This is a genomic window from Pseudomonas sp. NPDC090208, from assembly GCF_044746785.1.
Lineage (GTDB): Bacteria > Pseudomonadota > Gammaproteobacteria > Pseudomonadales > Pseudomonadaceae > Aquipseudomonas.
Genome location: NZ_JBIVCU010000006.1, coordinates 1 through 26,132, shown reverse-complemented (window position 1 = coordinate 26,132; position 26,132 = coordinate 1). Strand labels below are relative to the sequence as shown.

At 62.6% G+C, this 26,132-nt stretch carries 22 protein-coding genes; 13 read left to right on the top strand and 9 right to left on the bottom strand.

Annotated elements, in window-relative coordinates; genetic code table 11:
- Window positions 1-448: 448 nt before the first annotated feature.
- Window positions 449-2,098 (bottom strand): Na+/H+ antiporter, encoded by a 1,650-nt coding sequence (locus tag ACIPL0_RS12230; RefSeq protein ID WP_400596899.1) that lies wholly within the window; start codon window positions 2,096-2,098, stop codon window positions 449-451.
- A gap of 234 nt (window positions 2,099-2,332) precedes the next feature.
- Between ACIPL0_RS12230 and ACIPL0_RS12225 the strand changes: the two genes are divergently transcribed.
- The 4 genes from ACIPL0_RS12225 to ACIPL0_RS12210 all read left to right on the top strand — a co-directional run bounded on the left by ACIPL0_RS12225 (window position 2,333) and on the right by ACIPL0_RS12210 (window position 5,474).
- Complete coding sequence (locus ACIPL0_RS12225; protein ID WP_400596898.1) at window positions 2,333-2,692, top strand: ArsC family reductase; 360 nt, start codon at window positions 2,333-2,335, stop codon at window positions 2,690-2,692.
- A 29-nt stretch (window positions 2,693-2,721) separates the two neighbouring features.
- Window positions 2,722-3,756 carry a 2,3,4,5-tetrahydropyridine-2,6-dicarboxylate N-succinyltransferase gene (dapD, locus tag ACIPL0_RS12220; RefSeq protein ID WP_400596897.1) on the top strand — a complete coding sequence of 345 codons (1,035 nt, stop codon included), beginning with the start codon at window positions 2,722-2,724 and terminating at the stop codon, window positions 3,754-3,756.
- A gap of 111 nt (window positions 3,757-3,867) precedes the next feature.
- Window positions 3,868-5,073 (top strand): aminotransferase class V-fold PLP-dependent enzyme, encoded by a 1,206-nt coding sequence (locus ACIPL0_RS12215; protein ID WP_400596896.1) that lies wholly within the window; start codon window positions 3,868-3,870, stop codon window positions 5,071-5,073.
- Complete coding sequence (locus ACIPL0_RS12210) at window positions 5,070-5,474, top strand: SufE family protein (RefSeq protein WP_400596894.1); 405 nt, start codon at window positions 5,070-5,072, stop codon at window positions 5,472-5,474. Before ACIPL0_RS12215 ends, ACIPL0_RS12210 begins: the two co-directional genes overlap by 4 nt.
- 162 nt (window positions 5,475-5,636) lie before the next feature.
- On the opposite strand, the gene tcdA is transcribed toward ACIPL0_RS12210, so the two are convergent.
- Window positions 5,637-6,452 (bottom strand): tRNA cyclic N6-threonylcarbamoyladenosine(37) synthase TcdA, encoded by an 816-nt coding sequence (gene tcdA, locus ACIPL0_RS12205; RefSeq protein WP_400596893.1) that lies wholly within the window; start codon window positions 6,450-6,452, stop codon window positions 5,637-5,639.
- Window positions 6,453-6,843: 391 nt separating this feature from the next.
- Here tcdA and ACIPL0_RS12200 point away from each other — a divergent pair, with 391 nt between their 5' ends.
- From ACIPL0_RS12200 to ACIPL0_RS12170, 7 genes are all read left to right on the top strand, one after another.
- Window positions 6,844-9,432: a glycosyltransferase family 2 protein gene (locus ACIPL0_RS12200; protein ID WP_400596892.1), complete on the top strand. Its 2,589-nt coding sequence runs from the start codon at window positions 6,844-6,846 to the stop codon at window positions 9,430-9,432.
- A 185-nt stretch (window positions 9,433-9,617) separates the two neighbouring features.
- Window positions 9,618-10,769: a succinyl-diaminopimelate desuccinylase gene (dapE, locus tag ACIPL0_RS12195; protein ID WP_400596890.1), complete on the top strand. Its 1,152-nt coding sequence runs from the start codon at window positions 9,618-9,620 to the stop codon at window positions 10,767-10,769.
- Window positions 10,769-11,578: a putative RNA methyltransferase gene (locus tag ACIPL0_RS12190; RefSeq protein WP_400596889.1), complete on the top strand. Its 810-nt coding sequence runs from the start codon at window positions 10,769-10,771 to the stop codon at window positions 11,576-11,578. The genes dapE and ACIPL0_RS12190 overlap by 1 nt, the downstream gene beginning before the upstream one ends.
- A 28-nt stretch (window positions 11,579-11,606) precedes the next feature.
- Entirely contained in the window at window positions 11,607-11,984 is a 378-nt protein-coding gene (locus ACIPL0_RS12185) for a hypothetical protein (RefSeq protein ID WP_400596888.1), read from the top strand.
- A 300-nt stretch (window positions 11,985-12,284) separates the two neighbouring features.
- The gene (plsB, locus tag ACIPL0_RS12180; RefSeq protein ID WP_400596887.1) at window positions 12,285-14,777 is read left to right on the top strand and encodes a glycerol-3-phosphate 1-O-acyltransferase PlsB; all 2,493 of its coding nucleotides are present in this window, start codon (window positions 12,285-12,287) and stop codon (window positions 14,775-14,777) included.
- Between the two features lie 62 nt (window positions 14,778-14,839).
- Entirely contained in the window at window positions 14,840-15,241 is a 402-nt protein-coding gene (locus ACIPL0_RS12175) for a YbaY family lipoprotein (RefSeq protein WP_400596886.1), read from the top strand.
- A gap of 44 nt (window positions 15,242-15,285) precedes the next feature.
- Entirely contained in the window at window positions 15,286-15,975 is a 690-nt protein-coding gene (locus ACIPL0_RS12170; protein ID WP_400596885.1) for a DUF4197 domain-containing protein, read from the top strand.
- Between the two features lie 292 nt (window positions 15,976-16,267).
- Here ACIPL0_RS12170 and ACIPL0_RS12165 read toward each other — a convergent pair whose 3' ends face one another.
- The 3 genes from ACIPL0_RS12165 to ACIPL0_RS12155 form a co-directional block, all read right to left on the bottom strand.
- Window positions 16,268-16,834, bottom strand: a complete 567-nt coding sequence (locus ACIPL0_RS12165; protein WP_400596884.1) for a DUF4337 domain-containing protein — start codon at window positions 16,832-16,834, stop codon at window positions 16,268-16,270.
- 329 nt (window positions 16,835-17,163) lie between these two features.
- Window positions 17,164-20,238: an efflux RND transporter permease subunit gene (locus tag ACIPL0_RS12160; RefSeq protein WP_400596883.1), complete on the bottom strand. Its 3,075-nt coding sequence runs from the start codon at window positions 20,236-20,238 to the stop codon at window positions 17,164-17,166.
- A 6-nt stretch (window positions 20,239-20,244) separates the two neighbouring features.
- Entirely contained in the window at window positions 20,245-21,357 is a 1,113-nt protein-coding gene (locus ACIPL0_RS12155; protein ID WP_400596882.1) for an efflux RND transporter periplasmic adaptor subunit, read from the bottom strand.
- Window positions 21,358-21,463: 106 nt separating this feature from the next.
- On the opposite strand from ACIPL0_RS12155, the gene ACIPL0_RS12150 reads away from it, so the two are divergent.
- Window positions 21,464-22,093 (top strand): TetR/AcrR family transcriptional regulator, encoded by a 630-nt coding sequence (locus ACIPL0_RS12150; RefSeq protein ID WP_400596881.1) that lies wholly within the window; start codon window positions 21,464-21,466, stop codon window positions 22,091-22,093.
- Between the two features lie 124 nt (window positions 22,094-22,217).
- On the opposite strand, the gene ACIPL0_RS12145 is transcribed toward ACIPL0_RS12150, so the two are convergent.
- Entirely contained in the window at window positions 22,218-23,003 is a 786-nt protein-coding gene (locus tag ACIPL0_RS12145; RefSeq protein WP_400596880.1) for a class I SAM-dependent methyltransferase, read from the bottom strand.
- Window positions 23,004-23,101: 98 nt separating this feature from the next.
- Between ACIPL0_RS12145 and ACIPL0_RS12140 the strand changes: the two genes are divergently transcribed.
- Window positions 23,102-23,728, top strand: coding sequence for an energy transducer TonB (locus ACIPL0_RS12140; RefSeq protein ID WP_400596879.1), 627 nt, complete (start codon window positions 23,102-23,104; stop codon window positions 23,726-23,728).
- Window positions 23,729-23,912: 184 nt separating this feature from the next.
- Here ACIPL0_RS12140 and ACIPL0_RS12135 read toward each other — a convergent pair whose 3' ends face one another.
- Genes ACIPL0_RS12135 through ACIPL0_RS12125 form a run of 3 tightly spaced genes read right to left on the bottom strand, consistent with a single transcriptional unit; the run spans window position 23,913 to window position 25,816 of the window.
- Window positions 23,913-24,611, bottom strand: a complete 699-nt coding sequence (locus ACIPL0_RS12135; RefSeq protein WP_400596878.1) for an extensin family protein — start codon at window positions 24,609-24,611, stop codon at window positions 23,913-23,915.
- A 45-nt stretch (window positions 24,612-24,656) separates the two neighbouring features.
- Window positions 24,657-25,529, bottom strand: coding sequence for a DUF72 domain-containing protein (locus tag ACIPL0_RS12130; protein WP_400596877.1), 873 nt, complete (start codon window positions 25,527-25,529; stop codon window positions 24,657-24,659).
- On the bottom strand, window positions 25,526-25,816 hold the full coding sequence (locus ACIPL0_RS12125; RefSeq protein ID WP_400596876.1) for a hypothetical protein: 291 nt from the start codon (window positions 25,814-25,816) through the stop codon (window positions 25,526-25,528). Before ACIPL0_RS12125 ends, ACIPL0_RS12130 begins: the two co-directional genes overlap by 4 nt.
- Window positions 25,817-26,132 lie beyond the last annotated feature (316 nt).

The window sequence follows — 26,132 nt, the reverse complement described above, 5'->3', positions numbered from 1 at the left end:
AAAGCGGTGGATCAGTCGACACAGCATTGCCCGGACTGACGCCTTCGCGAGCAAGGCTCCCTCCCACGGCCTTCGGCCAGAATCAAGTGCAGACGGTGTTTTGCCGAACAGCTACAGATCTCTTACCGCAGATCCCGTAGGAGCCGGCTTGCTGGCGAACTTAGAGTGTCAGATACCCATGAAGCGACTGATCCACCGCATTCGCCAGCAAGCCGGCTCCTACGGACTCTGTGTAAGGCACACATTCCAGGCACTCCACAGATCCATGTGGGAGGGAGCTCTGCTGGCGAAAGCGGTGGATCAGTCGACACAGAATTGCCCGGACTGACGCCTTCGCGAGCAGGGCTCCCTCCCACGGCCTTTTGCCAGAACCAAGAGCAGCGGTATTCGCCGGACTGCTACAGATCTCTCACCACTGATTCCCATAGGGGCTGTGTTAGCAGCGGGACTAGGTCTTCACCGGCCCCAGATTGGCCTCATTGAGGTCCAGCTCGGCCAGCACCAGACGCAGCACGTCGTCACCAATCTGGTGATGCCGGTGCAGGCTGTACAGTTCCAGACGCTGGGCACGCAGTGCGTTGATGCGCATGCGCTTCTCCAGTTGGTCCATCTGGAATGCCAGCGCCTGGGCTTCGGCGGTGTCGTTGAAGATTTCCAGGCGGTGGCGGTATTCCGACATGATCCGCGATTTGACCTCGGTCGCCAGCACCGCCTGAGCGGCATCCGGCGAGGTGTTGGTCTCGCTGATTTCCTGACTTTCCAGCGCATGGATCGCCGCCTCGGCGGTGCGCTTCCAGGCGTCGCGCACTTCGCGCTTCAGACGCAGGTCCGGCTCGCTGACCAGCCCGCGCAACAGCAGCGGCAAGCCGATACTGGCGACCACCAGCGACAGCAGGATCACCCCCGCCGCAATGAAGATCAGCAGATCACGCTCGGGAAAGTCCTGCCCCGCCGCTATCAGCATCGGCACCGACAGCGTACCGGCCAGGGTGACGGCGCCACGTACGCCGCCAACGGTGAGCAACAACGAGGAACGTGCGGATAACTGCAGCGAACCGTCACTGCGCCCGCGCCAGCGGCGAACGGTGATCATCAGCCGCCAGACGCTCTGCACCCAGACATAACGCAGCACGGCCAACACCAGAAAGATCGCCAGCACATCCAGGCAACGCCACAACAGCGTCGGCCACAGCGTCACTTCTTCGCGGGTGATTGCCTCGACGATGTCCGGCAATTGCAGGCCAAGCAGGAGGAAGATCAAGCCGTTGAAGGCGAACTCCAGCAGGGTCCAGACACTGCGGTTGAGCAGCCGGGTGCTGGTCTGCCGTGGCAACAGATCGACCCAGCTCTGCATCATGCCCGCCGCCACCGCCGAGAGGATGCCCGAAACGCCCAGCCGCTCGGCCAGCACGTAAGCGGCAAACGGCAACAGCAGCATGAACACCACATGGGTGGCCGGATCGTCCCAGCCGCGGGTGATCATCCAGCTGCGAAAACGCCCGACCAGCCAGCTCAGTGCGACGCCCACTGCCAGACCGCCGCAGGCCACCAGCACGAAGGTCAAGCTGGCGTCGGTCAGGGAGAACACACCGGTGATGGCCGCCGCCAGCGCAAACTTGAACGTGACCAGACCCGACGCATCGTTCATCAGCGCTTCGCCCTGCAACATGCGCATGATCGGCGCGGGCAGACGGTCTTGGGCGATGGCCGACACCGCCACGGCGTCGGTCGGTGACAACACAGCCGCCAGCGCGAAGGCCACCGGCAGCGGAATGGCCGGCAGCAGCCAGTGAATGAAATAGCCGGCGCCGACCACGGTAAAAATCACCAGCCCCACCGCGAGGGTCAGGATCGGCCCGCGATAACGCCAGAGGTCGCGCTTGGGCATGCGCCAGCCGTCGGAGAACAGCAGCGGCGGCAGGAACAGAAACAGGAACAGCTCGGGATCGAGCGCCACATGCAGGCCCAGACTCGGCCACGCCAGCAAGGCCCCGGCGGCGATCTGCACCAGCGGCAGCGGTAGCGGAATCACCCGCGCCAGCAAACGTGAAACACCGACCAGCGTCAACAGAATCAGGACGGTATAGGCGGTCTGCATGGCGTGTTTCCTTGATCGGGGCGACGTGTGGCTGGCCGGCCCGCATTGTCGGGCGGGGCGCAGCGTCGAACTGCCATCTTAACGGTTCAGACTATCGCCCGGTCCTAATACATAGGTCTTAACCGGAGCAAAATCGCCACAGCACACAGAAAACCGCCGCATTCCACGCTCAAGCCGTTCGTCCGTGGCATAATCCGTCACCGTTTTTTCAACCATCTCAAAGGGGGCAAGTTCATGGCTGATGACAACACGTTGCACCTGTACGGGATCAAGGCCTGCGACACCATGAAAAAGGCGCGCACCTGGCTCGATGAAAAATCGGTGAACTACGATTTCCACGACTACAAGGCTCAGGGCATCGACCGCAAGCACCTGACCCAGTGGTGCAACGAGCACGGCTGGCAGACCGTCCTGAACCGCGCCGGCACGACCTTTCGCAAGCTGGACGAGGCGCAGAAAGCCGACCTCGACCAGGACAAGGCCATCGAACTGATGCTCGCCCAGCCGTCGATGATCAAGCGCCCGGTGCTGGATCTTGGCGGCAAAACCCTGATTGGCTTCAAACCCGAACTGTACGCAGCAGCTATCGCCTGATTGAGATAGCCATTTAAAGAGGTATTTCCATGTCCACTTCCCTGTTCAGCCTGGCCTTCGGCGTTGGCACTCAAAACCGTCAAGGCACCTGGCTGGAAGTTTTCTACGCCCTGCCCCTACTCAACCCGTCGGCCGAGATCGTTGCCGCTGTCGCGCCGCTGCTCGACTACAAGGGTGGCAACGAAGCCATCAGCTTCACCACCGATCAGGCCGCGAAACTGGCCGAAGCGCTGAAATCCGTCGACGCTGCCCAGGCTGCGCTGCTGACCCGTCTGGCCGAAAGCCACAAGCCGCTGGTCGCCACCCTGCTGGCTGAAGACGCAGCCCTGACTTCGACCCCAGAGGCTTACCTGAAGCTGCACCTGCTCTCGCACCGTCTGGTCAAGCCGCACGGCCTGAGCCTGGCTGGCGTGTTCCCGCTGCTGCCGAACGTGGCCTGGACCAGCCAGGGCGCCATCGATCTGGGCGAACTGGCCGAGCGTCAACTGGAAGCGCGCCTGAAAGGCGAGCTGCTGGAAGTGTTCTCCGTGGACAAGTTCCCGAAAATGACCGACTACGTGGTACCGGCCGGCGTGCGTATCGCTGACACCGCTCGCGTACGTCTGGGTGCCTACATCGGCGAAGGCACCACCGTGATGCACGAAGGTTTCGTCAACTTCAACGGCGGCACCGAAGGCCCGGGCATGATCGAAGGCCGTGTCTCGGCAGGCGTATTCGTCGGCAAGGGTTCGGACCTGGGCGGCGGCTGCTCGACCATGGGCACCCTGTCGGGCGGCGGCAACATCGTGATCAAGGTCGGCGAAGGCTGCCTGATCGGCGCCAACGCCGGTATCGGTATCCCGTTGGGCGACCGCAACACCGTTGAAGCCGGTCTGTACATCACCGCTGGCACCAAAGTGGCGCTGCTGGACGAGAACAACGAACTGGTCAAAGTGCTCAAGGCCCGTGATCTGGCCGGCCAGCCGGACCTGCTGTTCCGTCGCAACTCGCAGACTGGCGCCGTGGAATGCAAATCCCACAAGTCGGCGATCGAGCTGAACGAAGCGCTGCACGCTCACAACTGATCGACTGCGGGCGCGGATTCATTCGCGATACGGGGGTTCGGACGACACACTTGCGTCGTCTGAAATATCCTTTCGCGAATGAATCCGCTCCCACAGGGAGAGCCACCTCCAATGCCCCTTATCTCCCCGTGGCGCGCTGATTTCCCGGCCCTCGACGCCCTGCAACGGCAAGGCCAGACCTATCTGGACAGCGCCGCCACCGCACAAAAGCCCCAAGCCCTGATCGACGCCCTGGCCCACTACTACGGCAACGGCGCGGCCAATGTTCACCGTGCCCAGCATCTGCCCGGCGCCATGGCCACCCAGGCATTTGAAGACACCCGCCACAAGGTCGGTGAATGGCTCAACGCCGGATCATCCGGGCACATCGTGTTTACCCACGGCGCCACCTCGGCGTTCAACCTGCTGGCCTATGGCCTGGAGCCGCGTTTTCAGCCCGGCGACGAGATCGTCGTCAGTACGCTGGAGCACCACGCCAACCTGCTGCCGTGGCAACAACTGGCGATCCGCCGCCAGTTGAAGCTGGTGGTGTTGCCTCTGGATGCCAACGGCGTGATCGACCTGAACGCCGCCCGCGAGCTGATCGGTCCGCGCACTCGCCTGCTGGCGGTCAGCCAGTTGTCCAACGTGCTTGGCACCTGGCAGCCGGTCAGCGAGCTGGTGGCGAAGGCCAAGGCCCATGGTGCCCTGACAGTGATCGACGGCGCTCAGGGCGTGGTCCATGGTCGTCATGACGTGCAGGCGCTGGGCTGCGACTTCTACGTATTCTCCAGCCACAAGCTGTATGGCCCGGACGGCGTGGGTGCGCTGTTCGGTCGCCATCAGGCGCTGGAGCAACTGCAGCATTGGCAGTTCGGCGGCGAGATGGTCCTGCAGACCGGCTTCCACGAAGCGACCTTCCGCCCTGCCCCGCTGGGTTTCGAGGCCGGTACGCCGCCGATTGCCGGGGTGATAGGTCTGGGCGCCACGCTGGACTACCTGAACGATGTCAATCAAGTAGCCGCTGCTGCCCACGAGGCGAGCCTGCATGAACTGCTGCGCGCCGGCCTGTTGCTGCACAAGGGTGTACGGCTGGTGGGCAACCCGGAGGCGGCGCTGGTGAGTTTTGTCGTCGACGGCGTCCACAATGCCGATCTGGCGCACTTGCTGACCGAACAGGGGATTGCCGTGCGCGCCGGTCATCACTGCGCCATCCCGCTGCTGAAAAGCCTCGGCCTGCCCGGTGCGATCCGTGTTTCGCTGGGGCTTTATAACGACGGTGAAGACCTGGAGCGGTTCTTCAACGCACTGGATCAGTCCCTGGAGTTACTGCGATGAGCCTGCCCGTCGATGCCCAGACCGCGCTGGACACCTTCAATGCCTCGTTGAGCTGGGAGCAGCGCGCCCGCCTGCTGATGCAATGGGGCGAGCGTCTGCCGGCCCTCAGTGATGACCAAAAGACCGACGAACACCTGGTGGACGGTTGCGAAAGCAAGGTCTGGCTGCTGGGCGATGTTATCGACGGTCACTGGCAGTTTCGCGCGGCCAGTGATGCCCGTTTGATTCGCGGGCTGGTGGCCTTGCTGCTGGCGCGAGTCAATGGTTTGTCGGCCGAGGCGTTGCAGCAGGTCGATCTGGGCGACTGGTTCAATCAGTTGGGGCTGAGCCGACAGTTGTCGCCATCGCGCAGCAATGGCCTGAATGCCGTGTTGCAGCGGATGCGGCAGATGGCGGGGTGATGAGTCAGAGAAACACTGGACGGCGTGGGAGCGAATTCATTCGCGATGCGATGCCATGGGCGATACATCTCTATCGTCTGTGCCGGCCTCTCGCGAATGAATTCGCTCCCACAATGGATCTGCATGTCTCCCGGCAGAGGGGGCACATGGAATAGGGTGGGGTCAGTCAGCCTTCGCCTTGACCCGCTCCGACGGCCGCCGCATACCGGCCACGATCTTCTCCACCGCCTTGGTCGCGGCGACCATGCCGAAGGTCGCGGTGACCATCATCACCGCGCCGAAACCACCGGCGCAGTCCAGCTTCACACCATCGCCGACAAAGCTTTTCTGCAGGCAGATGCTGCCGTCCGGCTTCGGATAGCGCAGCTGTTCGCTGGAGAACACGCACGGCACGCTGTAATGGCGGGTCACGGTGCGTGAGAAGCCGTAATCACGGCGCAAGGTCGAACGCACCTTGGAGGCCAACGGGTCGTTGAACGTGCGGTTGAGGTCGCAGACCTGAATCTGCGTCGGGTCGATTTGCCCGCCAGCACCGCCGGTGGTGATGATCTGGATCTTGCGGCGCTTGCACCAGGCGATCAGCGCGGCCTTGGCGTTGACGCTGTCGATGCAGTCGAGCACGCAATCGATATCTGGGGTGATGTATTCGGCCATGGTCTCGCGGGTAACGAAATCGGCGACCGGGTGAACCACGCACTCCGGGTTGATCTCGCGCAGGCGCTCGGCCATCACTTCGACCTTCGGTTTGCCGACAGTACTGGTCAACGCATGCAACTGGCGGTTGCTGTTGCTGACACAGACGTCGTCCATATCGAACAGGGAAATTTCGCCCACGCCGCAACGGGCCATGGCTTCCGCCGCCCACGACCCCACACCGCCGATGCCGACCACCGCCACATGGGCCGCGCGCAGACGCTCCAGGCCTTCGATGCCATACAGGCGGGCGATGCCGGCGAACCGCGGATCTTCTGTGCTCATGACCAATACCCCGAAAAAACCGGCGCGCATTATAGGCCGTGTCACGGATTGGGACAGCAGTCTGTGGGGGGTGTTTGGTCAGAAAGCCGCTGACACCCCGTCGACGGGGTCCACACACAATCCCTGTGGGAGGGAGCCCTGCTCGCGAATACGGTGGATCAGTGACCACGGATGTGGCTGACCGGACGCATTCGTGAGCAGGGCTCCCTCCCACGGGCTGCGCGTTGTTAATGCCATTCGCGGGCAAGCCCGCTCCCACAAAAGGCACGTACCTGAAGAAAAGGACTACATTTTTTCAGGAACAGAACTTCAACCTCTGTCGGTTGCCAAAGCACTTGCCAGCTGACGTTCGTCAGCTTCTCCCGTTCCCCTTTTGGAACCTGAAGTACCTATGCCATCCCGTAAATTTGGACTCAACCTGGTGGTCATCGTGGCAATCGCCGCGCTGTTCACCGGCTTCTGGGCGCTGATCAATCGCCCGGTGACCGCCCCCAACTGGCCCGAGCAGATCTCCGGATTCTCCTATTCGCCGTTCCGGCTCGGACAAAGCCCACAGAAATCCGTCTATCCGTCCGACGATGAAATGCGTCAGGACCTCGAGCTGATGAGCAAATACACCGACAACATCCGTATCTATTCGGTGGACGGCAGCCTCAAGGACATCCCGAAACTGGCCGAGGAATTCGGTCTGCGGGTGACCCTCGGCATCTGGATCAGCCCCGATCAGGAACGCAACGAGCGGGAAATCAACACCGCCATCGAACTGGCCAACACCACCCGCAGCGTGGTGCGCGTGGTGGTCGGCAACGAGGCGGTTTTCCGCAAGGAAATCACGCCCAAAGACCTGATCGCCCTGCTCGACCGCGTCCGCGCGGCAGTGAAAGTGCCGGTGACCACGTCCGAGCAATGGCACATCTGGAAGGAAAACCCGGAACTGGCCAAACACGTCGATCTGATCGCCGCGCACATCCTGCCGTACTGGGAATATGTGCCGATGGACAAGGCCGGCCAGTTTGTCTTTGACCGTGCCCGCGAACTGCGCCATCAGTTCCCGAAAAAGCCGCTGCTGCTGTCTGAGGTGGGCTGGCCGAGCAACGGCCACATGCGCGGTGGCGCCGATGCGACCCAGGCCGATCAGGCGATCTACCTGCGTACGCTGGTTAACAAGCTCAACCGCCAGGGCTTCAACTACTTCGTGATCGAAGCGTTCGACCAGCCGTGGAAGGCCAGTGACGAAGGCTCGGTCGGCGCTTACTGGGGCGTGTTCAACGCCGCTCGCCAGCAGAAATTCAACTTCGAAGGCCCGGTGGTGGCGATTCCGCAGTGGCGCGTACTGGCCATCGGTTCGGCAGTGCTGGCGATGCTCGCCCTGGCGTTGCTGCTGATCGACGGTTCGGCCCTGCGTCAGCGTGGCCGCACGTTCCTGACCTTTATCGCGTTCCTTTGTGGTTCGGTGCTGGTGTGGATCGGTTACGACTACAGCCAGCAATACAGCACTTGGTTCAGCCTGCTGGTGGGCTTCCTGCTGGCACTCGGCGCCCTCGGCGTGTTCATCGTCTTGCTCACCGAGGCTCACGAGCTGGCCGAGGCGGTCTGGACCCACAAACGCCGTCGTGAATTCCTGCCGGTCGATACCGACACGGCCTATAGACCCAAAGTCTCGGTGCATGTGCCGTGCTACAACGAGCCGCCGGAGATGGTCAAACAGACCCTCAACGCCCTCGCCGCCCTGGACTACCCGGATTTCGAAGTGTTGCTGATCGACAACAACACCAAGGACCCGGCCGTGTGGGAGCCGGTCAAGGCCCACTGCGAAATGCTCGGCGAGCGCTTCAAGTTCTTCCACGTCGCGCCCCTGGCCGGCTTCAAGGGCGGTGCGCTGAACTACCTGATCCCGCACACCGCTCCGGATGCCGAAGTGATTGCGGTGATCGACTCGGACTACTGCGTCGACCGCAACTGGCTCAAGCACATGGTGCCGCACTTCGCCGACCCGAAAATCGCCGTGGTGCAGTCACCCCAGGACTATCGCGACCAGCACGAAAGCGCGTTCAAGAAGCTCTGCTACTCGGAATACAAGGGCTTCTTCCATATCGGCATGGTCACCCGCAACGACCGCGACGCGATCATTCAGCACGGCACCATGACCATGACCCGCCGTTCGGTGCTGGAAGAGCTGGGCTGGGCCGACTGGTGCATCTGTGAAGACGCCGAGCTGGGCCTGCGCGTGTTCGAAAAAGGCTATTCCGCCGCCTATGCCCACAACAGCTACGGTCGCGGGTTGATGCCGGACACCTTCATCGACTTCAAGAAGCAGCGTTTCCGCTGGGCCTATGGCGCCATCCAGATCATCAAGCGCCATGCCGCCAGTCTCTTGCGCGGCAAGGACAGCGAACTGACCCGTGGCCAGCGCTATCACTTCCTGGCCGGCTGGCTGCCGTGGATCGCCGACGGCATGAACATCTTCTTCACCGTCGGTGCGCTGCTGTGGTCAGCGGCGATGATCATCGTGCCCAACCGGGTCGACCCGCCACTGCTGATCTTCGCGATCCCGCCGCTGGCGCTGTTCTTCTTCAAGGTTGGCAAGATCATCTTCCTGTACCGCCGCGCGGTCGGGGTCAACCTCAAGGACGCGTTCTACGCGGCGGTTGCCGGGCTGGCGTTGTCGCACACCATCGCCAAGGCGGTGCTGTACGGCTTCTTCACCAGCAGCATCCCGTTCTTCCGCACACCGAAGAACGCCGACAGCCATGGCCTGCTGGTGGCGATTTCCGAGGCCCGCGAGGAGCTGTTCATCATGTTGCTGCTGTGGGGCGCGGCGCTGGGCATCTGCCTGGTGCAGGGCCTGCCGAGCAATGACGTGCGTTTCTGGGTCAGCATGCTGCTGGTGCAGTCGCTGCCGTATCTGGCAGCGTTGATCATGGCGTTCCTGTCGTCGCTGCCCAAACCGAAGTCGGCGGAACAGCCCGCCACGGCCTGAAACAATTGTGCGCTGTACTAAACGGCGGCCTTCGGGTCGCCGTTTTGCTTTAAGATATCCCCCTTTTTTAGCCTGTAGGAGCGCGCTTGCCCGCGATTGAGCCGTGTCAGCCACCGAAGTGCTGACTGGCCCACCGCTATCGCGGGCAAGCGCGCTCCTACGAACCTCACCTCTGCGGATCTTTCATGACAGCCCCAGCCGATCTTTCGCCCACTCTGCAACTCGCCTGCGACCTGATCCGTCGCCCATCGGTCACCCCGCTCGACGCCGACTGTCAGGCCGTGATGATGAAACGCCTGGGCGATGCCGGTTTCACCCTTGAGCCGATGCGCATCGAGGACGTGGACAACTTCTGGGCCACCCATGGCAGCGACGAAGGTCCGGTGCTGTGTTTCGCCGGCCACACCGACGTGGTGCCGACCGGCCCGGTGACGGCCTGGCAGAACGACCCGTTCAACGCGCTGATCGATGAAAACGGCATGCTCTGCGGCCGTGGCGCGGCGGACATGAAAGGTAGCCTGGCGTCGATGATCGTCGCCACCGAGCGCTTCGTCGCCGACTACCCGAACCACAAGGGCAAGGTCGCCTACCTGATCACCAGCGACGAAGAAGGCCCGGCGCACCATGGCACCAAAGCGGTGGTCGAACGTCTGGCGGCGCGCAAGGAGCGTCTGGACTGGTGCATCGTCGGCGAACCGTCGAGCACCACTCTGGTCGGTGACGTGGTCAAGAACGGCCGTCGCGGCTCCCTCGGCGCGACCCTGACCGTGCGCGGCGTGCAAGGTCACGTGGCCTACCCGCATCTGGCGCGCAACCCGATTCATCTGGCTGCGCCAGCGCTGGCCGAACTGGCCGCCGAGCACTGGGACGAAGGCAACGCGTTCTTCCCGCCGACCAGCTTCCAGATTTCCAACATCCACTCCGGCACCGGCGCGACCAACGTGATTCCGGGCGACCTGACGGCGGTGTTCAACTTCCGCTTCTCTACCGAGTCCACCGTCGAGGGCCTGCAGAAACGCGTGGCCGACATCCTCGACAAACACGGCCTGGACTGGCATGTGGAGTGGGCGCTGTCGGGCCTGCCGTTCCTCACCGAACCGGGCGCGCTGCTTGACGCCGTGTCGGCCAGCATCAAGAACGTCACCGGCCGCGACACCAAAGCGTCCACCAGCGGCGGCACGTCCGACGGGCGCTTCATCGCCACCCTCGGCACGCAAGTCGTGGAGTTGGGTCCGGTCAACGCAACGATTCACCAGGTCAACGAGCGCATTCTGGCCAGCGACCTCGACGTGCTGACCGAGATCTACTACCAGACCCTGGTCAAGTTGCTCGCCTGATGCTGACCTGTCCGATCTGCTCAGCCGCGCTCGACCGCGTGGATAACGGCGTGGTGTGCCCGGCGGGCCACCGCTTCGACCGTGCCCGTCAGGGCTATCTGAACCTGTTGCCGGTGCAACACAAGAACAGCCGCGACCCCGGCGACAACCAGGCGATGGTCGAGGCTCGCCGCGACTTTCTCAATGCCGGGCATTACGCCCCGGTAGCGAAGCGTCTGGCCGAGCTGGCCGCCGAACGCAACCCGGCGCACTGGCTGGATATCGGTTGTGGCGAGGGCTATTACACCGCGCAGATCGCCGACGCCCTGCCGGAGGCCGAAGGTTATGCGCTGGACATCTCCCGCGAGGCGGTCAAGCGTGCCTGCAAGCGCAATCCGCAGGTCAGTTGGTTGATCGCCAGCATGGCCCGCGTGCCGCTGCCGGACGCCAGCATCGAATTCATCGCCAGTGTGTTCAGCCCGCTGGACTGGGCCGAAGCCAGTCGACTGCTGGCGCCGGGCGGCGGTCTGATGCGCGTGGGCCCAACCAACGAGCACCTGATGGAATTGCGCCAGCGTCTGTACGACGAAGTCCGCGACTACGCCGACGACAAGCATCTGGCGCTGGTGCCGGAAGGCATGCTTCACGCCCACAGCGAAACCCTGCGCTTCACGTTGACCCTGACCGACAGCAAGGCTCGCGCCGATCTGCTGGCCATGACACCTCATGGCTGGCGCGCCAGCGCCGAACGCCGCGCCAGCGTCATCGAACAGGCCGCGCCTTTCAAGGTCACGGTGTCCATGCGCTACGATTATTTCGTTCGGCACTGACCGACTGAAACACATTCAAGAGGCTTCCATGCGTCAACCCGATATCGAGATTTACCTGAAAGACGCTGACGTCGATCACAAGGCCCTGACCGCCTGGCTGGCCGCAGACATCGGCCCGTGCAGCGACTGGGTGCAGAAAGGCCAGACCTGGAAATGCAAGGCCGGCGACATCCCGGTGACCTGGATTCCCAAGGCCGTGGGCAAATGGAACAGCCTGTGCCTGGACAGCGACAAGACCCCGTGGGACGACGACATCGCCTGCGCCCGCGCCGCCTTTGCCGCGCTGAACGTCGAAGTACGCTGCGCACCGGGTAGCTGGGTCGAGGAAGAAAGCGAAGAAGACGCCGACCGCTGGATCCGCATCAGCGTTGATGGCGAAGAAGAGATTACCTGGCGGACGTCCTGACCCGCGGCTTGTCTCCCTGTAGGAGCTGGCTTGTCCTGCGAGCGGCGACGCAGTCGTCGTAAAACCATGCGCACTGGCCGTGTCAGGTGTACCGAGTGCATAGGGTTTACGACGAGTTCCTCGCCGCTCGCAGGACAAGCCAGCTCCTACAGGGAATTGCATTGCCACACCGCCATCGTGGCAAACCCCGTCCTACGGTATTCCTACAGCCTCTGTCACCCTCCCCAACTTTGCCCATCCCCACCATATGCGGCAAACTGACTGCCTCGCGGGCCGTGGCCCCTTTTCAGCAGAATGCGTATGACCCGTTCCCCGTTCCGCCGCCTCGTCTTTGGCACCCTGCGTCGTCTGTTGTACCTGTGGGTACGTTCCGAGACGATCAATCAGTCTTCCTTCACGCTCAATCTGGATCGCAGCCGGCCGGTGTTCTACGCCTTGCCGAGCCCTTCGCTGAGCGATCTGGCGGTGCTCGACACGGAATGCCGCAAGGCCGGGCTGCCACGGCCGGTGCTGCCCGTTGCGGTCGGCAATCTGGCCGAACCTGCGGCGTTCTTTTACCTGACCCCGGAGCCCGACTGGCTGGGGCGTCAGGACAAGCGCGGCGCGCCGCCAACGCTGGAGCGACTGGTCGGCGCGGTCACGCACAATGCCGCCGAAGACGCGCAAATCATTCCGGTCAGCGTGTTCTGGGGGCAGTCGCCGGACAAGGAAGACAGCCCGTGGAAACTGCTGTTCGCCGACAGTTGGGCAGTGACCGGGCGCCTGCGCCGGCTGGTGACCATCCTGATTCTGGGGCGCAAGACTCGCGTGCAGTTTTCCGCACCGATTCATCTGCGCGAACTGATCGACGAGAACAAGGGCTACGAGCGCACCGTGCGCATGGCCCAGCGTCTGCTGCGTGTACATTTCCGCAACCTGAAGACCGCCACCATCGGCCCCGACCTGTCGCACCGGCGCACGCTGGTCAAAGGGCTGGTGGCTGACCCGCTGGTCAAGCAGGCGATCCTCGACGAAGCCGCGCGGGAAAAAATCCCCGAAGCCAAGGCGCGGGAAAAGGCCCTGCATTACGGCAACGAGATCGCCTCGGACTACACCTACACCGCGATCCGTTTTCTGGAAGTGGTGCTCAGCTGGTTCTGGAACAAGATCTACGACGGCATCAAGGTCAGCCATCTGGAGGGCGTGCAGAATGTCGCCCAGGGCAACGAAATCATTTATGTGCCCTGCCATCGCAGCCACATCGATTACCTGCTGCTGTCCTACCTACTGTTCCGCAACGGCCTGACCCCGCCGCACATCGCTGCCGGTATCAACCTCAACATGCCGGTAATCGGCGGCCTGCTGCGCCGGGGCGGCGCGTTCTTCATGCGCCGCACGTTCAAGGGCAACCCGCTGTACACCGCAGTGTTCAACGAATACCTGCACACCCTGTTCACCAAAGGTTTCCCGGTGGAGTACTTCGTCGAAGGCGGTCGCTCGCGCACCGGGCGCATGCTGCAACCGAAGACCGGCATGCTCGCCATCACGATGCGCAGCTTTCTGCGCAATGCCCGCACGCCCATCGTGTTCGTCCCGGTGTACATCGGTTACGAGCGGGTGCTGGAAGGTCGCACCTACCTTGGCGAACTGCGCGGCGCGGCGAAGAAGAAAGAATCGATCTTCGACATCTTCAAAGTCATCGGCGCACTCAAGCAGCGCTTCGGTCAGGTCTCGGTCAACTTCGGCGAGCCGATCAAGCTGGCGGAATTTCTCGATCACGAACAACCGGACTGGCGCAGTCAGGAACTCGGCCCGCTGTTCAAACCGGCCTGGCTCAACGACACCACCAACCGCCTCGGCGAACGTGTCGCCCGCCATCTGAACGAAGCAGCCGCGATCAACCCGGTCAATCTGGTGGCGCTGGCACTGCTGTCGACCAACAAGCATGCGCTGGACGATCAGGCGCTGGGCCGGGTGCTGGATCTGTACCTGACCCTGCTGCGCAGCGTGCCGTATTCACCGCACACCACATTGCCCGAAGGCAACGGTCAGGCGCTGATCGAGCACGTCAAAGGCATGGACCTGCTGTCCGAGCAGAAGGACGCGCTGGGGCGCATCCTCTATCTGGACGAGCAGAACGCCGTCCTGATGACCTACTACCGCAACAACGTGCTGCATATCTTCGCCTTGCCGTCGCTGCTCGCGTGCTTTTTCCAGAGTGCCTCGCGCATGAGCCGGGAACAGATCCTGCGCTACACCCGTGCACTGTATCCGTACCTGCAATCGGAGCTGTTCATCCGCTGGTCGCTGGACGAGCTGGATGCGGTGATCGACCAGTGGCTGCAGGCGTTCGTCGAGCAGGGCCTGCTACGCTTCGAGAACGACGTTTACCTGCGTCCGGCGCCGAGTTCCCGCCATTTCGTGTTGCTGACCCTGCTGTCGCGGGCGATTGCCCAGACCCTGCAGCGTTTCTACATGGCAATCTCGCTGCTGCTCAACGCCGGCCAGCACAGCCTGACCGCCGAAGAGCTGGAAGACCTGTGTACGATCATGGCCCAGCGCCTGTCGATCCTGCATGGTCTGAATGCCCCGGAGTTTTTCGACAAGAGCCTGTTCCGCCACTTCATTCAGACACTGCTCGACCAGGACGTGCTGAGCAAGGACGACAGCGGCAAGCTGGGCTACCACGAGTTGTTGGGCGAACTGGCCGAAGGTGCGGCCAAGCGTGTGTTACCTGCTGAAATACGTTTATCCATCCGTCAGGTGGCACTGCATCGCAATGATGATGTCCCAGAGCCGGGCCTTGAGGTCTGATCTGTTGACAATCGGTGTCGCGACAACCTGTCGCGACGCCCCCTGATAAGGAGATCCCTCCGATGAAATACCTGCTGCTGAGCCTGATGGCCACCCTGCTGACTGCCTGTGCCGGCCACGCCCCCGACAACCAGCGGGGCAGCGTCGACGGCGAAGTGTTCTATCTGCAACGCATGGCCCTGCCGCCGACGGCCACCCTGAGCGTCGCCTTGCAGGACGTCTCGCTGGCCGATGCCCCGGCACGCACGCTGGCCCGCCAGAGCGGCCCGGTGGGCGGCCAGGTTCCCCTGCCGTTTCACCTGACCTACGACCAGAGCAAGGTCCAGCCCGGCCATACCTATGCGGTCAGTGCGCGCATCGAAGCAGATGGCAAACTGCTAATGATCAGCACCGAGCGCTACACTGTCGATCTGACCCTGGAGGAAAAACCACCGGTCAAGATCCGCGTGAACCCGGCCCGTTGACGGGCTTCCTGCTGTTTTCCATTTTCTGAAAAGGACGTGACTCCATGCTGCTTCGCTCTCTGTCGTTCACTGGCCTGTGTGCCGGCCTGCTGCTGTCGGCCAGCGCTTTCGCCCTGTCGCTGGGTGACCTGTCGCAATCGGACGCCACCGGCGGCCTGAAGGACGCGCTGACCCAGGGTGCGCAGATCGCCGTGAAGCAGCTGGGCGTGCCCGGTGGCTTCAGCAACAACAAGGACGTGCGCATCGAGTTGCCGGGCAACCTCGGCAAAGTGGCGAAGAAAATGAAGCAGTTCGGCATGGGCGCCCAGGTCGATCAACTGGAAACCAGCATGAACCAGGCCGCCGAAGCCGCCGTGCCACAGGCTCAGGCCATTCTGGTGGATGCAGTGAAGAAGATGAGCGTGTCCGATGCCAAGGGCATTCTCACCGGCGGCAAGGACTCGGCCACCGAATACCTGAACAAATCCAGCCGCGACCAGATCCGCACCAAGTTCCTGCCGATCGTCAAACAGGCCACCGACAAGGTCGGTCTGGCGCAGCAGTACAACTCGTTCGCCGGTCAGGCCGCGACCCTGGGCGTGCTGGATGCGAAGAACTCGAACATCGAAGGCTACGTCACCGAAAAAGCCCTCGACGGCCTGTTCGAAATGATCGCCAAGCAGGAAGAAAGCATCCGCGCCAACCCGGCCGCCGCCGCGACCAGCCTGGCGAAGAAGGTGTTCGGGGCGTTGTAACTGTTATTCGGCTCCTCGTAGGAGCGCGCTTGCCCGCGATAGCGTTCTGTCAGCCGACCTATCAATTTCAGACAGATTGCAATCGCGGGCAAGCGCGCTCCTACGGACCGAGATCACCTGCCACTTTTCACCGACGCTCCCCCTGTAGGAGTGAGCTTGCTCGCGATTGCGTCGAATCAGACACCATCTCGTTGACTGGCCTGACGAAATCGCGAGCAAGCTCACTCCTACAGACGGTATTTCAAAGGTCATGAGTCCTGAGACAGGCTGGCACGTTTTCCGTTGGCTGATATCACAAATGCAGCCAAGCCATCCCACCCAACAGCACGCTGATCCCGCCAGCGGTCAGCGACACCCGGCGCAGCCATTCCTTGCGCGTCAGCAGGGTGATGGCGGCGAGGGAAATCGCCAGCTGGATCGCCATCATCGCCTGTGCCCAGCGATGGTGGGAATGCAGGACTCGCTCGGATTTTTCGTCCCATTCCTGCGCCTGGGCTTCCAGGGCTTCGGCCTTGGTTCGGGCAGCTTCCTTGTCGGCCTTGTAGCGCTTCATTTCGGCCTGGTAATGCGCGACATCGAGGCCGGGCAAGTGGCTGGCGAGGTCAGCCAGGTTTTCGCGGCTGGACTTGGCCTGGTAGTAACTCCATTGGTTGGCGGCTTCGGTTTTCTTGATCGCCGCATTGTTCTTGTCCATGGCGGCTTCGCTTTCCGTGGAACCGGCCTGATAGCTGAGCATGGCGCCAACGGCGGCCATGATGGCGGTCATGACTGCGATCTTGCCGGCGAAACGATCACCTGTGGTGTGCGCGTGCTCGACATGGTGCTCATGAGGGCTGGGAACTTCAAAGGACTCGGACATGGATTTCTATCGCCTGAAACGACGTGGCACGGATGGGGCTTGAGCAGCAGGACGCTGGCGGCGCGAATATAGGAGAAATTCCGTGGCCGAGAAAGCACGGCGATGATTCTGTTCAGCCATCAGTAAGCTGCGAAGGCAGACGCACCGCCTTCCCTGTGGGAGCGGGCTTGCCCGTGAAGGCGGCGCGTCAGTCGACATCGTAGTCACAGACCCATCGCATTCGCGGGCAAGCCCGCTCCCACAGGTTGGGTGGTACGCCAACGTTTGTGGTTCTGGCCAAAGGCCGTTGGAGCGGGATCTGTGTTTGCCGACGACTCAGCAGAAGCCGATCACACCTGCCCGCCCTTCTTCACCCTGAACCACGCCGCATACAACGCCGGCAGAAACAGCAGGGTCAGCGCCGTGGCGACGATCAGGCCGCCCATGATCGCCACCGCCATCGGCCCGAAGAACACGCTGCGCGACAGCGGGATCATGGCCAGCACCGCCGCCAGCGCGGTCAGCACGATGGGGCGGAAGCGCCGCACGGTGGCTTCGATGATCGCCTGCCAGCGGTCCAGCCCGGCGGCGATGTCCTGCTCGATCTGATCCACCAGAATCACCGAGTTGCGCATGATCATCCCCGACAGCGCGATGGTGCCGAGCATCGCCACGAAGCCGAACGGCTGGCGGAAGATCAGCAGGAACAGGGTCACGCCGATCAACCCCAGCGGCGCGGTGAGGAACACCATGAACGTGCGCGAGAAGCTGCGCAACTGGATCATCAGCAACGTCAGCACCACGACGATGAACAGCGGCACGCCGGCGTTGACCGAGTTTTGCCCGCGGGTCGAGTCTTCCACCGTACCGCCCACTTCCAGCAGATAACCGTCCGGCAATTGCGCACGCACATCCTCCAGTGTCGGCAGGATCTGATTGACCAGGGTCGCCGGCTGCTCCTTGCCGTAGATATCGGCACGGATGGTCACGTTGGGCAGGCGGTTGCGGTGCCAGATGATGCCCTCCTCGAAGCCGTATTCCAGCGTCGCCACCTGCGACAGCGCCACGCTGCTGCCGTTGGCGGTCGGAACCGACAGGCTCGCCAGCCCGCCCAGCTCATGGCGTTCCTGCTCGGTGCCACGCACGAGGATTTCGATCAGTTCGTCGTCTTCGCGGTACTGGCTGACGCTGGAGCCGGTCAGCTGGCTCTGCAGAAAGCGCGACAAGTCGGCAGTGGTCACGCCCAGTGCGCGGGCGCGGTCCTGATCGACATTCAGGTAAACCACCTTGCTCGGCTCTTCCCAGTCCAGGTGCACGTTGACCACATGGGGGTTCTCACGAACCTTGGCCGCCACCTTGCGCGCCAGCGCACGAACCTCATCGATGTGCTCGCCGGTCACGCGAAACTGCACCGGATAGCCCACGGGCGGACCGTTTTCCAGACGGGTCACTCGCGGCCGCAGGGTCGGAAATTGCTCATCGAGCGTCTGGATCAGCCAGGTGCGCAACGCCTCGCGGTCCTCGATGGTTTTTGCCAGCACGACGAACTGGGCGAAGCTGGCCGCCGGCAATTGTTGATCCAGCGGCAGGTAGAAACGCGGCGAACCGGTGCCGACGTAGGCCACGTAGTTCTCCACGCCTGCATGGGTCTTGATCATCGCTTCCAGGCGCTTGACCTGTTCAGTGGTATTGCTCAGCGACGCGCCTTCAGCCAGCTTCAGATCGACCATCAGCTCCAGCCGCCCGGAAGCCGGGAAGAACTGCTGGGGCACGAAACGGAACATGAAGATCGACAGCGCGAACAGACCGATGGTCAGCACGATTACGGTCTTGCGTCGGCGCACGCACCAGCCCACCAACGCCCGCACACGGGTGTAGAACGGCGTGCCATACGGGTCAGGCGCGTCTGGCCCGGAACCGTGTTTGGCGGCATGCAATTTCGCCAGGTCCGGCAACAGCCGCTCGCCCAGATACGGCACGAACACAACGGCCGCAACCCATGACGCCAGCAAGGCGATGGTCACCACCTGAAAGATCGAGCGGGTGTATTCGCCGGTACTGGATTGCGCCGTAGCAATCGGCAGAAAACCGGCCGCAGTGATCAGCGTGCCAGTGAGCATCGGGAATGCCGTACTGGTCCAGGCGAAGCTGGCCGCCTTGAGCCGGTCGTAGCCCTGTTCCATCTTGATCGCCATCATTTCCACGGCAATGATCGCGTCGTCCACCAGCAGCCCCAGCGCCAGCACCAGCGCGCCGAGGGAAATCTTGTGCAGGCCGATGCCGAGGTAATACATGCAGGCGAAGGTCATCGCCAACACCACCGGAATCGCCAGCGCCACCACCATGCCGGTGCGCATGCCCAGCGAGAAGAAACTCACCAGCAACACGATGCCCAGCGCCTCGGCCAGCACCTGAACGAACTCGCCGACGCTGGTCTTCACCGCCGCCGGCTGATCGGACACCTTGCGCAGTTGCATGCCGGCCGGCAGGTTGCTCTGCAGCCGGGCGAACTCGCCTTCCAGCGCGCGACCGAGCACCAGAATGTCGCCACCGTCTTTCATCGCCACGGCAATGCCAATGGCATCCTCGCCCATGAAACGCATGCGCGGCGCGGGCGGATCGTTGAAACCCCGACGGACATCGGCCAGATCGCTGATGCGGAAGGTGCGGTCGCCGACCCGGATCGGGAAATCACGAATCTCGTCGACCGTCTGGAAACGCCCAGTCACCCGCAGTTGTACACGCTCGCTGGGCGTCTCGAAAAAGCTCGCGGCGACCACGGCGTTCTGCGCTTCCAGCGCCTGCTGCACGGTCGACAGCGGCAGGCCGAGGGTCGCCAGCTTGACGTTGGACAGCTCGATCCAGATCTTCTCGTCCTGCAGGCCCAGCAGTTCGACCTTGCCGACGTCCTTGACCCGCTGCAGCTGGATCTGGATGCGGTCGGCGTAATCCTTGAGCACCGCATAATCGAAGCCTTCGCCGGTCAGCGCATAGATGTTGCCGAAGGTGGTGCCGAATTCGTCGTTGAAAAACGGCCCCTGCACCCCGGCGGGCAAGGTCTGGCGGATGTCGCCGATCTTCTTGCGGATCTGGTACCACAGCTCCGGCAGCTTGGCCGACACCAGCGAGTCCCGCGCCATGAACGTCACTTGCGACTCACCGGGGCGGGAGAACGAGACGATGCGCTCGTAATCGCCGGTTTCCATCAGCTTCTTTTCGATGCGGTCGGTGACCTGGCGCGAGACTTCCTCGGCACTCGCCCCCGGCCAAAGCGTACGAATGACCATGGCCTTGAAGGTGAACGGCGGGTCTTCGCTCTGCCCCAGCTTGGTGTAAGACAACGCCCCCACCACCGCCAGCAGGATCATCAGGTACAGGACCATCTGCCGATTGCGCAGGGCCCATTCGGAAAGGTTGAAACGCATCCCTGTTTACTCCCCGCCCGTCGATGTGCCTGCCAGTTTCACCGCCCGGTTGCTGCGGTCGACCGGACGCACCTGCTCGCCTTCGTGCAGCACATGCACACCGGCGGCGACAATCCAGTCGCTGGCTGCAAGGCCGCTCAGCACTGGCACCGACTCCTGACCGTAAGCGCCGACCTGCACCGGTGTGCGTTTGAGGGTGTTGTCGCTTTGCAGACGCCAGACGTAGGTCGCACCGTTTTCAGCGGTCAATGCCGAGAGTGGCACCGACAGCGGCACGCTGTGTTCGGCCTGAATGAAGACGCGGGCGCTCTGACCCAGCTCGGCAGGGACTTTGCCGGCGGCGAACGCAATGCGAGCGGCAAAGGTGCGCGAACGCGGATCGGCGGCGGGCGACAGTTCACGAATGCGTCCGGGGAAACGCTGCTCGCGCTGGGTCCACAGCTCCACGGTGACCGGGTCGCCGATCTTGAAACGGCCGTAGTTCTGTTCCGGCAGGCTGATCGCCACTTCCCGTTCGCCATCGGCAGCCAGGGTGAAAACGGTCTGCCCGGCAGCCACCACCTGACCGACTTCCACCAGCCGCTTGGCGACCACGCCATCCTGCGACGCACGCAGCACCGCATAACGGGTCTGGTTATCGGCGACGGTGAGTTCGGCCTTCATCTGCTTGAGCCGGGCATCGCCGGCGCGATAGAGATTTTCTGCGTTGTCGTACTGCGACTTGCTGACCATCTGCCGGTCCATCAGCGTCTTGTAACGGTCACGTTCGGAGCGGACCATCTGCAGATTGGCCTCGGCGGCGGCCACTTGCGCACGGGTGGCGTCCAGTTGCAGGCGCACATCCTGAGCATCCAGCTCGGCCAGCGGCTGATCGGCCTTGACCCGCTCCCCCTCTTCGACCAGACGCTTGCTGACCTTGCCGGGAATGCGGAATGCCAGTTCCGGCTCGAAACGCGCACGCACTTCGCCGGGATAACTGTCCACGGATTGGGAGGACGGCAACGGTTGCACTACCATGGCCGGACGCACGGAGGTCGGGGCAGACACTTCCTGACCGCAGCCAGCCAGCAGGGACACCAGGCCAATCGGCACGGCAAGGATCAAGGCATCGCGAAACATGAAGTGGCACCCTGTCAGACATCATTTGGAATAATTGTACTGGCGGGTATATTAAGAATTACCGAACCGGACAGTCCACTAAATAAAACCTATGCCTGAGCAACCGATGATCGACGCAAGCCCTGCCGGACCGGGTCGCCCCAAGGACCCCGCCAAACGTCGGGCCATTCTCGAAGCCGCCAAAGACCTGTTCGTGCGCAACGGCTACGCCGGGACCAGTATGGACGCCGTGGCCGCGGAAGCCGGGGTGTCCAAGCTGACGGTGTACAGCCATTTCACCGACAAGGAGACGCTGTTTTCCGCCGCCGTGGTGGCGCGCTGCGAGGAGCAGCTGCCCGAGTTGTTCGTCGATCTGCCGCCGAATGCTCCGGTGGAAAATGTGTTGCTGAGTATTGCCAGAGGTTTTCAGACCCTGATCAACAGCCCGGAATCACTGGAGCTGCACCGTCTGATGATCGCTCTGGGCACTCAGGACCCGAAATTGTCACAGGTGTTTTTCGAAGCCGGCCCGCAGCGCATCCTGCATGAAATGGAGCGTTTTCTGACGCGGGTGAATGACACCGAAGGCCTGCATTTCGATTCGCCGGTCAGTGCCGCCGGGCACTTTCTGAGCCTGATCAAGGGCGTATGCAATTTCCGCCTGTTGATCGGCAATGGCGAGCTGCCGGACGAGCAGACCGGCGAGCAGCATGTGCGGGAAGTGGTGGGGTTGTTTTTGCGGGCGTACAAAGCCTGAATCCGACATAAAACCTGTAGGAGCCAGCTTGCTGGCGAACCTGCGTCAGGCGGGTCAACATTGCAGTGACTGACCTGACGCGTTCGCCAGCAAGCCGGCTCCTACAGATTCAAATACCGATGGCTCAGGAAGGCTTCAACGCCTTCTTCGGATAAATGTCATAACGGCTGGATTTGCCATCCAGCGCATACCCCGGCTTCGGCCCTTCGATGCACGGCGCCTTGCGCGGGCGCTTCACCACCACGCGGTGAGTCGCCAGGGCCAGGGCGGCTTCCAGCAGCGCCGGGGCGTCCATGTCGTCGCCCACCAGCGGGCGGAACAGGCGCATTTCCTTTTTCACCAGCGCGGTTTTCTCCCGGTGCGGGAACATCGGGTCGACGTAGATCACCTGCGGCGGCTCGCCCTGCCAGTCGCGCATCAGCTCGATGGAGTTGCCGGTCAACAGCCGCATCTGCGCGATGATCGGGCCTACGTCCAGATCCTGCGCGCCGCGCGCCAGACCGTCTTCCAGCAAAGCAGCGATGATCGGTTGACGCTCGATCAGGCTCATTTCACAGCCCAGGCTGGCCAGCACGAACGCGTCCTTGCCCAGCCCGGCGGTGGCGTCCAGCACCCGTGGCCGCACACCTGGTTGAATACCCACGGCCTTGGCGATCATCTGCCCGCTGCCGCCGCCGAACAAGCGTCGGTGGGCGGCCTTGCCTTCGACGAAATCGACCCGCACCGGGCCGGGTACATCGTCACCCAGCTGTTGCAACTGCAGGCCATCAGCGGCGATCTGCAGGGCAAAATCGGCCTCGGCGTCCTCCAGCGGCAGGCCCAGACGTTCGGCCCAGCGCACCGCGCTGTCCTGTCCGTCGGCGGTCAGGGTTTCGACCCGAATGCGGCTGCCCGCTTGCTGTTCACTCATCGTACTTGCACGCTCAAATTTTCTTAATGATTGGCAACATCTGCCGATAACGAAAGTATCCGGCATTTTGCCAGAGCCACGGCATGTACTGAGCGCTTATGTCAGACATTCAGCAATCATCCTCAATCGGCTATTTGACGTACGTTGGCGACTACAGCGTACGCAACACCGAAACCCTGAGCGGCGTCACGCAGCTCTGGCAGGATGCGTTCGCCCGCGCCATGGCCCGTCAGGTGGAAGACAACGCGGCAACCGAACCGGCCCAAACCCCGGTGGTGGCGACGGACAGCATGAATGGCGAGCCAATTGCCGGCGCCCGCACCCTGAGCAAGATCGTCGAGCAGCGCGAATGCCCGGTCGAAGACAAGGAAATCGCCCCGCCCGAGCCGCTGTTCCTGCCCATCGCCGAGTTTGAATGGGACCTGGCCAAGCCAGCCGAACCGTTCAGCGCCAGCGAGATGATTGAACAGCAGCGCAGCCTGAACATCGACACCACCTGGGTACGTCCGACCGTGCTCAACCCCTACGACGACAGCGTCGATCCGGGCCCCGGCCCTGAGCCGAAACCTCTGTTCCTGCCGATTGCCGAGTTCGAATGGGAGCTGGCCGACAAGCCTGCCACGCCGTACAGCGCGCAAGAGATGAACGAGCAACAGCGCAACCTGGAATTCGACAACGGCTGGGCACGGCCGATCGTGTTGCAGAATCTGCGCATTGCCGCCTGATCCCGCCCACACCCCTCTTGAATAACCGCAGCCTGCCCCTGTAGGAGCTGGCTTGCCCTGCGACCGGCGAGGCACTCGTCGTAAAGCCTGCGGATACGGTCTGTCTGACTCACCGCGTTCTCGGATTTTACGACTGCTACGCAGCCGGTCGCAGGGCAAGCCAGCTCCTACAGGTCGGTTTCCATCACCGACACACCCGCCAACGCCCCATGTCCATATGGAAATGATTGCGATGCGCCGTGTTGTATTCCGGCCCCAGCACGGTGTTGAACGGCTTGCAGGCGCCGTCCCTGACCTGGCGCAGAAAGCGGCCTTTTTCGCCTTCGTCCGGCCAGTCCTTGAGCACAGAGATGCGCCGACCGTCGGCCAGGCGAAAGCCGGCGATGTCCAGCGCATTGGCTGAAGCGTGCTGGCTCAGACGCCCTTCACTGCGGTTGTAGACGTTGCGACAGGCGAAGCTGCCGAGGTGATCGATCTGCGTGACCTTTTGCCCGAACACCGCTTGCGCTGCCGGCTGCACGGTGTGCAGATCGAACAGCGCATAGGCCACCGCCAGCGGGCAGCTGGCGAGAAAGCTGCTGCTCAGCGCAACATCGCCGCCCTGGATACGCAACACGTTGCGCAACGGACATTTGGCGTCCGCCGCACTGTCGACCTGATGGCTGTAGCGCAGGCTGGACGTCTGCAGAGCCCGATCGCACAGTTGCGGATCGTCGCGCAGGCGCGAGAGTTTGAATGAGGTCAGCAGGTTCGGCGCCTCGTTGACGTTCAGCGGCGCCCACGGATTCCAGAGATCCGCCAGCGGCAGCCAGCCGCGCCAGACCGAGACGGCAAGACCGCCGGCAATGATCAGCAATACGATAGACAGGGTTGAGCCGCGCATGCGGGGGTTTCCGTTCGGGTGGAAAGCGCTTCCCCTGTATCGACCTCAGAGCAGGCCCAGTTGCTCCACTTCCGGACCGCGATCCAGCTCGGGCAGTGCCGGCAGTCCCGGTAACAAGGTCATCAGATGCTCATGGAAGCGTCGCGCCAGTTCCGGCGCCTGGAGGTTGTCCGGTGTGTGCAGGAACACGTGGGGCGTGCGCCCTTCTTCGATCCAGCCGGCGACTTTCTGCGCCCACTGCTCGACGTAGGTCATGTTGGCGTCCAGTTCGGGACGACCAATGAAACGCACCTGCGGAAATTGCGTCAGCGCTGCCGGACGCGGCGGCACCTTCGGTTTTTTCGACTGAGCATGCAGCACCGCCGGGTCGCTGGACACGCAACTGAACAGCGGTCGGGAATCCAGGCAGATGCGCTCGACGCCACGATCCAGCAGCAAGCGATTGAGCTGGCGCTCCTCTTCGCCTTTGGCAAAAAACGCCATGTTGCGCACTTCCACCGCCAGCGGTCGGCCTTGCAGCGCGTCGATGAACACGCTGAGCTCACCCAGCCGGTTCGGCGTGAAGCTGGCGGGCAGTTGCAGCCAGAATGGTTGAACCCGTGCGCCCAGTGGCGCCATGAGTTGCAAGAAATCCTCCACGGCTCCTAGCCGCCCGCGCAGGTCACCGCTGTGACTGATGTCGCCGGGGAACTTGGCGGTGAAGCGGAAATGCTCGGGCAACACCTGCGCCCAACGCTTGACCGTGGTCAGCGCAGGGCGGGCGTAAAAGGTGGTGTTGCCTTCGACCGCGTTGAACACGCGGGCATACAGTTCGAGGAAGTCGTTGCTGCGCGCATCCGGCGGATACAGGAACTCACGCCAGGCGCTCTCGCTCCACGACGGACAACCGATGTAGTAGGGAGGGTTGGCGACGTTCAAACGTGGAGATCGAGCCCCGAGACTTCAAGGTCCCAGTCGACAAAGGTCGACGTCGTCATGTAGCTGCCCAGCGCATAGGCCACCCGACGGCTCATGGCACGCGGGAAGATGATGTCCTGCTGGCGGGCTGGCACGTTGGCGGTGCTGCCAGAGGCGCGACGTGCGGGTTGCTGAACCACTTCGACGTCGTCGTTCACTTCTTCGGACGCATGGTCAATCGTCACAGAGTCCTTACGGGACTTGCGCTTGATCGGGTACGAACGTTGTGAATGACCGGTGATCCGCATGAAAGCTTACTCGGCGTCTAATAGTGGCAATTTAATCTCACGAAACGCACTTAAGCAAACTCGCGAACGATAACTAGACCACAGTTATTGCCAAATGTTTGAAGCCACCGGGGAAAAATGACAGTTTGTCGCTGAACGGTCGTGATTGTTGTGATGGGGATCGCAGATTGATCACGTGCAGATCGAACCTGTAGGAGATTCTATGTTTGGGTTGTACTCCTCAAACATCTCCCAGGAACGTATTCGCTCTGATTGCGCATCAGCGAAAATGCAACCTGCGCCAGCTTTCTGGTCAGGATCGTCAACGCTTCGGTTT

Excerpts from the sequence above, each read along its gene's own strand:
- ACIPL0_RS12230 (WP_400596899.1), bottom strand. The coding sequence starts at position 2,098 with ATGCAGACCGCCTATACCGTCCTGATTCTGTTGACGCTGGTCGGTGTT.
- ACIPL0_RS12225 (WP_400596898.1), top strand. The coding sequence starts at position 2,333 with ATGGCTGATGACAACACGTTGCACCTGTACGGGATCAAGGCCTGCGAC.
- dapD (WP_400596897.1), top strand. The coding sequence starts at position 2,722 with ATGTCCACTTCCCTGTTCAGCCTGGCCTTCGGCGTTGGCACTCAAAAC.
- ACIPL0_RS12215 (WP_400596896.1), top strand. The coding sequence starts at position 3,868 with ATGCCCCTTATCTCCCCGTGGCGCGCTGATTTCCCGGCCCTCGACGCC.
- ACIPL0_RS12210 (WP_400596894.1), top strand. The coding sequence starts at position 5,070 with ATGAGCCTGCCCGTCGATGCCCAGACCGCGCTGGACACCTTCAATGCC.
- tcdA (WP_400596893.1), bottom strand. The coding sequence starts at position 6,452 with ATGAGCACAGAAGATCCGCGGTTCGCCGGCATCGCCCGCCTGTATGGC.
- ACIPL0_RS12200 (WP_400596892.1), top strand. The coding sequence starts at position 6,844 with ATGCCATCCCGTAAATTTGGACTCAACCTGGTGGTCATCGTGGCAATC.
- dapE (WP_400596890.1), top strand. The coding sequence starts at position 9,618 with ATGACAGCCCCAGCCGATCTTTCGCCCACTCTGCAACTCGCCTGCGAC.
- ACIPL0_RS12190 (WP_400596889.1), top strand. The coding sequence starts at position 10,769 with ATGCTGACCTGTCCGATCTGCTCAGCCGCGCTCGACCGCGTGGATAAC.
- ACIPL0_RS12185 (WP_400596888.1), top strand. The coding sequence starts at position 11,607 with ATGCGTCAACCCGATATCGAGATTTACCTGAAAGACGCTGACGTCGAT.
- plsB (WP_400596887.1), top strand. The coding sequence starts at position 12,285 with ATGACCCGTTCCCCGTTCCGCCGCCTCGTCTTTGGCACCCTGCGTCGT.
- ACIPL0_RS12175 (WP_400596886.1), top strand. The coding sequence starts at position 14,840 with ATGAAATACCTGCTGCTGAGCCTGATGGCCACCCTGCTGACTGCCTGT.
- ACIPL0_RS12170 (WP_400596885.1), top strand. The coding sequence starts at position 15,286 with ATGCTGCTTCGCTCTCTGTCGTTCACTGGCCTGTGTGCCGGCCTGCTG.
- ACIPL0_RS12165 (WP_400596884.1), bottom strand. The coding sequence starts at position 16,834 with ATGTCCGAGTCCTTTGAAGTTCCCAGCCCTCATGAGCACCATGTCGAG.
- ACIPL0_RS12160 (WP_400596883.1), bottom strand. The coding sequence starts at position 20,238 with ATGCGTTTCAACCTTTCCGAATGGGCCCTGCGCAATCGGCAGATGGTC.
- ACIPL0_RS12155 (WP_400596882.1), bottom strand. The coding sequence starts at position 21,357 with ATGTTTCGCGATGCCTTGATCCTTGCCGTGCCGATTGGCCTGGTGTCC.
- ACIPL0_RS12150 (WP_400596881.1), top strand. The coding sequence starts at position 21,464 with ATGATCGACGCAAGCCCTGCCGGACCGGGTCGCCCCAAGGACCCCGCC.
- ACIPL0_RS12145 (WP_400596880.1), bottom strand. The coding sequence starts at position 23,003 with ATGAGTGAACAGCAAGCGGGCAGCCGCATTCGGGTCGAAACCCTGACC.
- ACIPL0_RS12140 (WP_400596879.1), top strand. The coding sequence starts at position 23,102 with ATGTCAGACATTCAGCAATCATCCTCAATCGGCTATTTGACGTACGTT.
- ACIPL0_RS12135 (WP_400596878.1), bottom strand. The coding sequence starts at position 24,611 with ATGCGCGGCTCAACCCTGTCTATCGTATTGCTGATCATTGCCGGCGGT.
- ACIPL0_RS12125 (WP_400596876.1), bottom strand. The coding sequence starts at position 25,816 with ATGCGGATCACCGGTCATTCACAACGTTCGTACCCGATCAAGCGCAAG.